Consider the following 7,146-nt stretch of genomic DNA (forward strand, 5'->3'; position numbering starts at 1 on the left):
AAGACTAAATTCAACGCTTTGTTCTTGGATGTGGAATTTACTTTTTCACTTCAGCCTATTCTTTTTTTGTAATTTTTTTAAATTTTAGTATTGCAAATAGGGGGATGTCATGCTAATATAATTAAGCAGTTGCCTGAATAGCTCAGTCGGTAGAGCATCCGGCTGTTAACCGGCAGGTCACAAGTTCGAGTCTTGTTTCAGGCGCCATTGCAAGTAAACACTTTCACTAAAATATGCTTTATATAAAGCATCGTGTGGTTGCGAATTTAGGAAAGTGTTTTTATTTGGGCTATTTTAGACACCCGTTCGACACCCGAGCATTTTTTTGCGGTGATTGTCTTAAATACGGAGTCTAGAGTGGCCTTTTTTTCTTCGTCTTCCAGATGTGTGTAAAGACTTAAAGTGGTATTGATATTGACATGGCGCATCAAAATAGGATCAATCCATAAAAATAGAAACAAAGAGGGTCTATGAAGATTAAATTAGAATTATATCCTATTTTATTGATGTATTTTATAAGAAAACAATTGAATCAAATACTACTATTTTGATAAGATATGCTTAACTGCGTTTTTAAGGAGAACGATATGGCATTTCTTGTTTTAGCAATTTTATGCAGCACCGCAATTTCTGTTTTCTTACGGATGAGCAATAATAGAGAACATTGCCTATATGGTAAGCTTGTCTGTAATTATGTGACCTGTTCTTTGTGTGCACTGCTTTTTTCACGTGTGTTTCGATGGAATGAAACGACATTGGTATTAGGGACTGTCAATGGCTTACTTTTGGTGATGAGCTTATACTTAATGCAGCTGAGCATGAAACTCAATGGTATTGCTTTGACAGGTTTATATGGACGGTTAGGTGTTTGTGTACCCTTATTGTTTTCGGTTTTCTTGTTTCATGAAATACCAACCTGGCTTCAACTGATTGGTATGGCTCTATCCTTTTTATCGATTGTCTTATTTTTCTATCAATCAAAAATAAACTTTAAATTGGGGCTGACATTGCTTGTTTTTATGATCGTGAGCGGATTGATTGATACCATGAGCAAGATCTATCAGTTCTATGGAGAACCGTCTTTAGCCAGTCAATATTTCTTCCTTTCTTTTTTTATGGCTGCGATTTTAAGCTTTATTTTGATGGTGATCAAGAAACAAAAAATTGCTAAAAACGAAATCCTTTATGGATTTTTGATTGGTGTTCCTAATTATTTATCATCTTATTTTTTACTTATATCGTTAAATGAGTTGCCTTCTATTATCGTTTATCCCATGTATTCTATGCTGACGATCATGACAATCAGTCTATGTGGATACTTTTTCTTTAAAGAAAAGATCAATAAGGAAATGATGATGACATTTGCTTTGATCATGATTTCTATAGGCTTGTTGAATATCTGATACAGAAATAGGTTATCTGTAGATTTTGTACTAAGTAATGATCAGTGATACAATAACAGGCGAGGTTGATAAATATGATCAAGGCAATTGTAATGGATATGGATGGAACTTTACTTGATTCCAACAATCAGATTCTTCCTAAAACAAAGCAGGCATTATTAGAACTGCAGGAAAAAGGAGTTCGTTTGATTTTGGCCAGTGGGCGCAGTTATACACGTTTGGTGCCATACGCAAAAGAGCTGCAGATGGACAGCCATCATGGTTATTTACTGGAGGTCGATGGTGTGGCCGTTTATGATATACATCATGACCAAAGGAAAATCTTACGGCGAATGACGATCGAAGAAGTACGTAAGGTGTTTTCAGAATTGATGACTTTAGATTGTGAAAGCATGGCTTGTTTTGATGATGGAGTCTATGATTATTTCCCGGATTCGATTCGAGCCATCAAAGAAAAGCTGCGTAAAGAGCAGGGCTTGCCAAAAGATTATCCCTGGACAGCGGGGCCATGGAGCTGGCTGGCGGATATGCGAAAAGGATATCCGAAAATCACCTATTTAAAAGATATAGACCAGATTCAACCACCGATCACTAAGCTGCAGGTGATGCAGGAAGAAGAGAAGCTGGAATCTTTATATTTGTATCTAGTTGATCGTTTTCCGGAATTTAATGTATTTCGTACCGCACCAAGGCAATTAGAGATTTTACCAAAAGGTGTTTCCAAAGGAGAAACCTTAGGGAAGATCATGAAAGAAAACGGTTGGAGTGCCGATGAAGTCATCGCTTTTGGGGATGGAGAAAATGACGTAAGCTTATTTGATGTTGTGACATGCAGTTATGCAATGGGACAGGCTAGATCTTATGTTAAAGAGAAAGCGGCGCATATTACGCTTTCCAATAATGAGGAAGGAATATGGCACGCTTTAAAGAAACTTGGTTTGATTGAAGAATAGAGTTTTTCTGTTCTTCTTTTTATTTTCGAGTATAATACACATTATGTAAGGAGGGGGTAAATTGTTGTATTTCCTGCTTGTACTTTTCGCATCTATACTTGTCAAGACGGTATCATGGGCTTTTTCTTATTTTGGATTGTCATCTTTTGAACAGTTAGTATTTCATATAAAAGTGCCTTTGGAAGGGACGAATAAACGATTTTTGGTAGATTGGTTTCGATTGTGTTTTCTACGGTGTTTTGTAATCTCGATAATTGTGACTTTGCTTATCATTCATATTTTTGCGGCGCTCTGGCTTTGTTGGGTATGGCTGCTTATGTGTATCATGTATTCGGCCTATAAAGTGGGATTGATTCAATATGGGATCCATCAGTTTCAAAAGTCGGATCTTTATGAACAGGACTATATCGAAGTCAGCGCTTCGACTTTACAGGCGCCAAAGAAAAAAATGAATTTGATTCATATTTATTTAGAATCCATGGAAACCACATATGCGCTGAAGAAAGATGGAGGCGATTCCCAGGAGAATCTACTTCCTTTTTTGACAAAACTGACAAAAGAGAACATCAGTTTTTCAAATACAGATCAAATAGGCGGTGCTAAAGTTGTGACAGGAACCGGATGGACAACCGGTGGCATGATTGCTTCTACGGCAGGGGTTCCCTTAAACTTTCCGATCTATCATCCATTTTGTACACCTAAACAAGCATTTATGAATGGTTTGGTTTCTTTAGGTGACATTTTAGAAAAAGATGGTTATTCCAACACCTTGATGATTGGTTCGGATGCGGCCTTTGGAGGGCGCAAATCATATTTTGATCAACATGGACATTATGATATTCAAGATATTAAAAAAATAAAAGAAGAAGGCTGGCTGGATAAAAAATATCATGTGTTCTGGGGCTATGAGGATGAAAAGCTTTTTGATTTTGCCAAACGAAAACTGAGCATGCTGGCAAAGGAAGAACAACCATTTAATTTTGAAATGTTGACGGTGGATACCCATCATCCTTATGGCTATCAGGAAAAGAAATGGGAGGCACCCTTTGTCAAAGGTATTTCCAATTCTATATATCACACCGATTGTCTTCTGGAAGATTTTATGACATGGTTAAAAAAACAGCCTTTCTACAAGGATACGCTCATCGTGATTCAAGGAGATCATACAAGCATGGCGGCACAATATATTCATTCAAATTTTGATCGAGACTTTGATCGAAGGGTGTGGAATTGCTTCATCCACAGTCAAAAGAATCCGATGCATACAAAGAAAAGAGAATTTACGACGATGGATCTGTTTCCGACGATTCTTTCGGGAATGGGCTATACGCTTTCTAAAAATGGATTGGCTTTAGGGCGTGATCTTTTTTCGGATGAAAAAACAGTTTTAGAAAAGAAAGGAGAAAAGGCTTTGAATCTGAAAATACAAAAGCAGTCTTCTTTCTATAAAAAGAAAATTTTAGGTTTAAAGCACTGAAAGGATTTTCAGCGACTTATTCGTTGACACTTCAACTAAATTCCGATATGATGAAATCACCTTATATGACTGACGGAGTGAGTGGAATAGACCACGTGAAGTATAAGAGTATTAAGCCGACCGTCTGGGCAGAAAAAGAAGCCCGGAGGCCGGCTTTTTATATGGTTCAAGAATAGGAGGAAAGACATGTTTGAACAGTGGACCGGATTTAAAGGAAACAAATGGCAGGAGGAAGTCAATGTCAGAGACTTCATCCAGAATAACTATGAGCCTTATGATGGTGATGAAGCCTTTTTGGCGGATCCAACAGAAGCTACGAATACATTGTGGGATGCCTTACAGAAGCTTCAAAAGGAAGAACGCGCCAAAGGCGGTGTATTGGATATGGAAACGGAAGTGGTATCCAGCCTTACTTCCTATGGACCAGGATATATTGATGAAAATTTAAAAGATTTGGAACAAATCGTAGGTTTACAAACGGATAAGCCTTTAAAAAGAGCCTTTATGCCTTATGGTGGTATTCGTATGAGTATCGAAGCGTGTGAAACTTATGGATATACACCAAGTGATAAATTAAAAGAAATCTTCACAAAGTATCATAAAACACACAACGATGCGGTATTTGGAGCTTATACTCCGGAAATGCGTCTAGCTCGTAAAAATAAGATTATTACCGGATTACCGGACACCTATGGTCGTGGACGTATCGTTGGGGATTATCGTCGTGTAGCTTTGTATGGAATTGATTTTTTGATCGAGGAAAAACAAAAAGATTTTGATTTGTGTGGCGATGGAACGATGCTGGATCACATCATTCGTCAAAGAGAAGAGTTAGCTGATCAGATCAAGGCATTAAAAGAAATGAAAGAGATGGCGGCTATTTATGGCTATGATATCTCAAAACCGGCCAAGAATGCCAAGGAAGCAGTACAGTGGCTTTATTTTGGATATTTGGCGGCCATCAAAACACAGAATGGGGCAGCAATGTCGGTTGGCCGTGTTTCCACCTTCTTAGATATTTATATGCAAAGAGATTTAAAGAACGGAACATTGACAGAAGAGAAAGCACAAGAGCTGATCGATCATATGGTCATGAAGTTTCGTATGGTTAAATTTGCGCGTATTCCTTCCTATAACCAGTTGTTCTCGGGTGATCCGGTCTGGGCCACTTTGGATGTAGCCGGTATCGGTATGGATGGCCGTCATATGGTCACCAAAACATGTTTTCGATTCCTGCATACATTAGAAAATATGGGACCAAGTCCGGAGCCCAATTTGACGGTATTGTATTCCAGTCATCTGCCAGAGCCCTTTAAAAAGTATGCGGCCAAGGTCAGTGTGGCAACATCTTCTCTGCAATATGAAAACGATGATGTGATGCGTCCGGAGTGGGGCGATGATTATGCGGTATGTTGTTGTGTCAGCGCCACACAGACGGGTAAGGAAATGCAGTTCTTTGGAGCCCGTGCCAATTTGGCAAAATGTCTGTTGTATGCCATCAACGGTGGTGTGGATGAAAGAACAAAAATGCAGGTAGGTCCAGAGTATAAGCCAATCACCAGCGATGTGCTTTATTTTGATGAAGTGATGCATAAATATGACTTGATGATGGACTGGTTGAGTGGACTCTATGTCAATACTTTAAACCTGATTCAATATATGCATGATAAATATTACTATGAGGCAGCCGAAATGGCTTTGATCGATACCGATGTAAGACGTACATTTGCCACGGGTATTGCCGGTTTCTCTCATGTTGTGGATAGCTTATGTGCCATCAAATATGCCAAGGTAACACCGATTCGTGATGAGGATGGTATCGTCGTTGACTACAAGGTAGAAGGTGATTTCCCACGTTATGGAAACGATGATGATAGAGCCGATGATATCGCAGTATGGTTATTAAAGACATTTATGAATAAGATTCGTAAGCATCATACGTATCGTAACAGTGAGCCGACAACTTCGATTTTGACGATCACAAGTAATGTGGTTTATGGCAAGGCAACCGGAACTTTACCGGATGGACGTAAGGCCGGAGAACCTTTATCACCGGGTGCCAATCCTTCTTATGGAGCCGAAAAGAATGGATTACTGGCTTCTTTGAATTCCGTTGCGAAGCTTCCTTATGAATATGCCTTAGATGGTATTTCCAATACACAGACTATCAATCCGGGTGCGCTGGGCCATAGTGATACAGAGCGCGCAGAGAATTTAGTGCATGTGATGGATGGTTATTTTGATCAGGGAGCCCATCATTTAAATGTCAATGTCTTTGGTGTTGAGAAGTTAAAAGACGCGATGGAACATCCGGAAAAAGAAGAGTATCAAAACTTTACGATTCGTGTCAGTGGCTATGCGGTCAAATTTATTGATTTAACGCGTGAACAGCAGCTGGATGTGATTGCCAGAACCTGCCACGATCATTTGTAGGATATGAAAGGAAGCATACATTCCATTGAAACATTCGGGTCGGTTGACGGCCCGGGTGTTCGTTATGTAATTTTTCTGCAGGGATGCCAGATGCGATGTCAGTTTTGCCATAATGCTGATACATGGCAAATCAAAGAACCGGATCAAGAGGCAGGCGATGTCCTTACCAAAGCTTTGCGTTATCGTCCTTACTGGAAAGATAAAGGCGGCATAACGGTATCCGGAGGCGAGCCATTATTACAGATTGATTTTGTATTAGAATTGTTTCAATTGGCCAAAAAAGAAGGGGTTCATACCGTACTGGATACGTGTGGACAACCATTTTGTGAAACGAAAGAGTTCATGGATAAAATCAATACATTGATGGAAGTAACTGATTTGGTTTTATTAGATATCAAGCATATTGATCCTCAACAACATCGATTATTGACAGGTCATGGCAATACAAATATACTGGCCTTTGCGAAGTATTTAGATTCGATTTCCAAACCGGTTTGGATTCGCCATGTTCTGGTGCCGCAAAGAAATGATGAAGATATTTATTTAAGAAAGCTGGATACGTTTATTCAAAGCTTATCCAATGTCGAAAGAGTGGAAGTTTTACCCTACCATACATTGGGAGCCTATAAATGGGAAGCACTGGGTATGAAGTATCCTTTAGAGGGAATTGATCCACCATCAAAAGAACGTGTTGAAAACGCCAATCGTTTACTACATACAAATGAATATCCAAAAGAAAAGGGGGTCTAACAGTTAAAAGTTAGATCTAAAAAAGGACTGGAATTCCTTAAATGGAAACTCCAGTCCTTTTTGTCTGTAGTATAATTTAGTTATGCTACAAAACCAATTTAACCAAACAAATTATAATCATTATTCTGGT

General features: G+C 38.9%; 5 protein-coding genes, 1 tRNA gene and 1 riboswitch. All 6 genes read left to right on the forward strand.

What is annotated here, in order from left to right; genetic code table 11:
• Positions 1-131 precede the first annotated feature (131 nt).
• The 6 genes from U0M88_RS02420 to pflA all read left to right on the forward strand — a co-directional run bounded on the left by U0M88_RS02420 (position 132) and on the right by pflA (position 7,016).
• Positions 132-207, forward strand: a tRNA-Asn gene (locus U0M88_RS02420).
• A gap of 380 nt (positions 208-587) precedes the next feature.
• On the forward strand, positions 588-1,403 hold the full coding sequence (locus U0M88_RS02425) for a DMT family transporter (RefSeq protein ID WP_331868793.1): 816 nt from the start codon (positions 588-590) through the stop codon (positions 1,401-1,403).
• A 74-nt stretch (positions 1,404-1,477) separates the two neighbouring features.
• Entirely contained in the window at positions 1,478-2,356 is an 879-nt protein-coding gene (locus tag U0M88_RS02430) for a Cof-type HAD-IIB family hydrolase (RefSeq protein ID WP_331868794.1), read from the forward strand.
• Positions 2,357-2,612: 256 nt separating this feature from the next.
• Positions 2,613-3,833: an LTA synthase family protein gene (locus U0M88_RS02435; RefSeq protein WP_331868795.1), complete on the forward strand. Its 1,221-nt coding sequence runs from the start codon at positions 2,613-2,615 to the stop codon at positions 3,831-3,833.
• A 55-nt stretch (positions 3,834-3,888) separates the two neighbouring features.
• Positions 3,889-3,970: riboswitch (ZMP/ZTP riboswitch) on the forward strand.
• Between the two features lie 49 nt (positions 3,971-4,019).
• The gene (gene pflB / locus U0M88_RS02440; protein ID WP_331868796.1) at positions 4,020-6,266 is read left to right on the forward strand and encodes a formate C-acetyltransferase; all 2,247 of its coding nucleotides are present in this window, start codon (positions 4,020-4,022) and stop codon (positions 6,264-6,266) included.
• Between the two features lie 3 nt (positions 6,267-6,269).
• Positions 6,270-7,016 (forward strand): pyruvate formate-lyase-activating protein, encoded by a 747-nt coding sequence (gene pflA, locus U0M88_RS02445; protein WP_331868797.1) that lies wholly within the window; start codon positions 6,270-6,272, stop codon positions 7,014-7,016.
• Positions 7,017-7,146 lie beyond the last annotated feature (130 nt).

This window comes from Faecalicoccus sp. (assembly GCF_036552745.1).
GTDB lineage: Bacteria > Bacillota_I > Bacilli_A > Erysipelotrichales > Erysipelotrichaceae > Faecalicoccus.

Bases quoted from the DNA above. Each gene is read 5' to 3' on its own strand.
- pflA (WP_331868797.1), top strand. From the start codon at position 6,270: ATGAAAGGAAGCATACATTCCATTGAAACATTCGGGTCGGTTGACGGC.
- U0M88_RS02425 (WP_331868793.1), top strand. From the start codon at position 588: ATGGCATTTCTTGTTTTAGCAATTTTATGCAGCACCGCAATTTCTGTT.
- pflB (WP_331868796.1), top strand. From the start codon at position 4,020: ATGTTTGAACAGTGGACCGGATTTAAAGGAAACAAATGGCAGGAGGAA.
- U0M88_RS02430 (WP_331868794.1), top strand. From the start codon at position 1,478: ATGATCAAGGCAATTGTAATGGATATGGATGGAACTTTACTTGATTCC.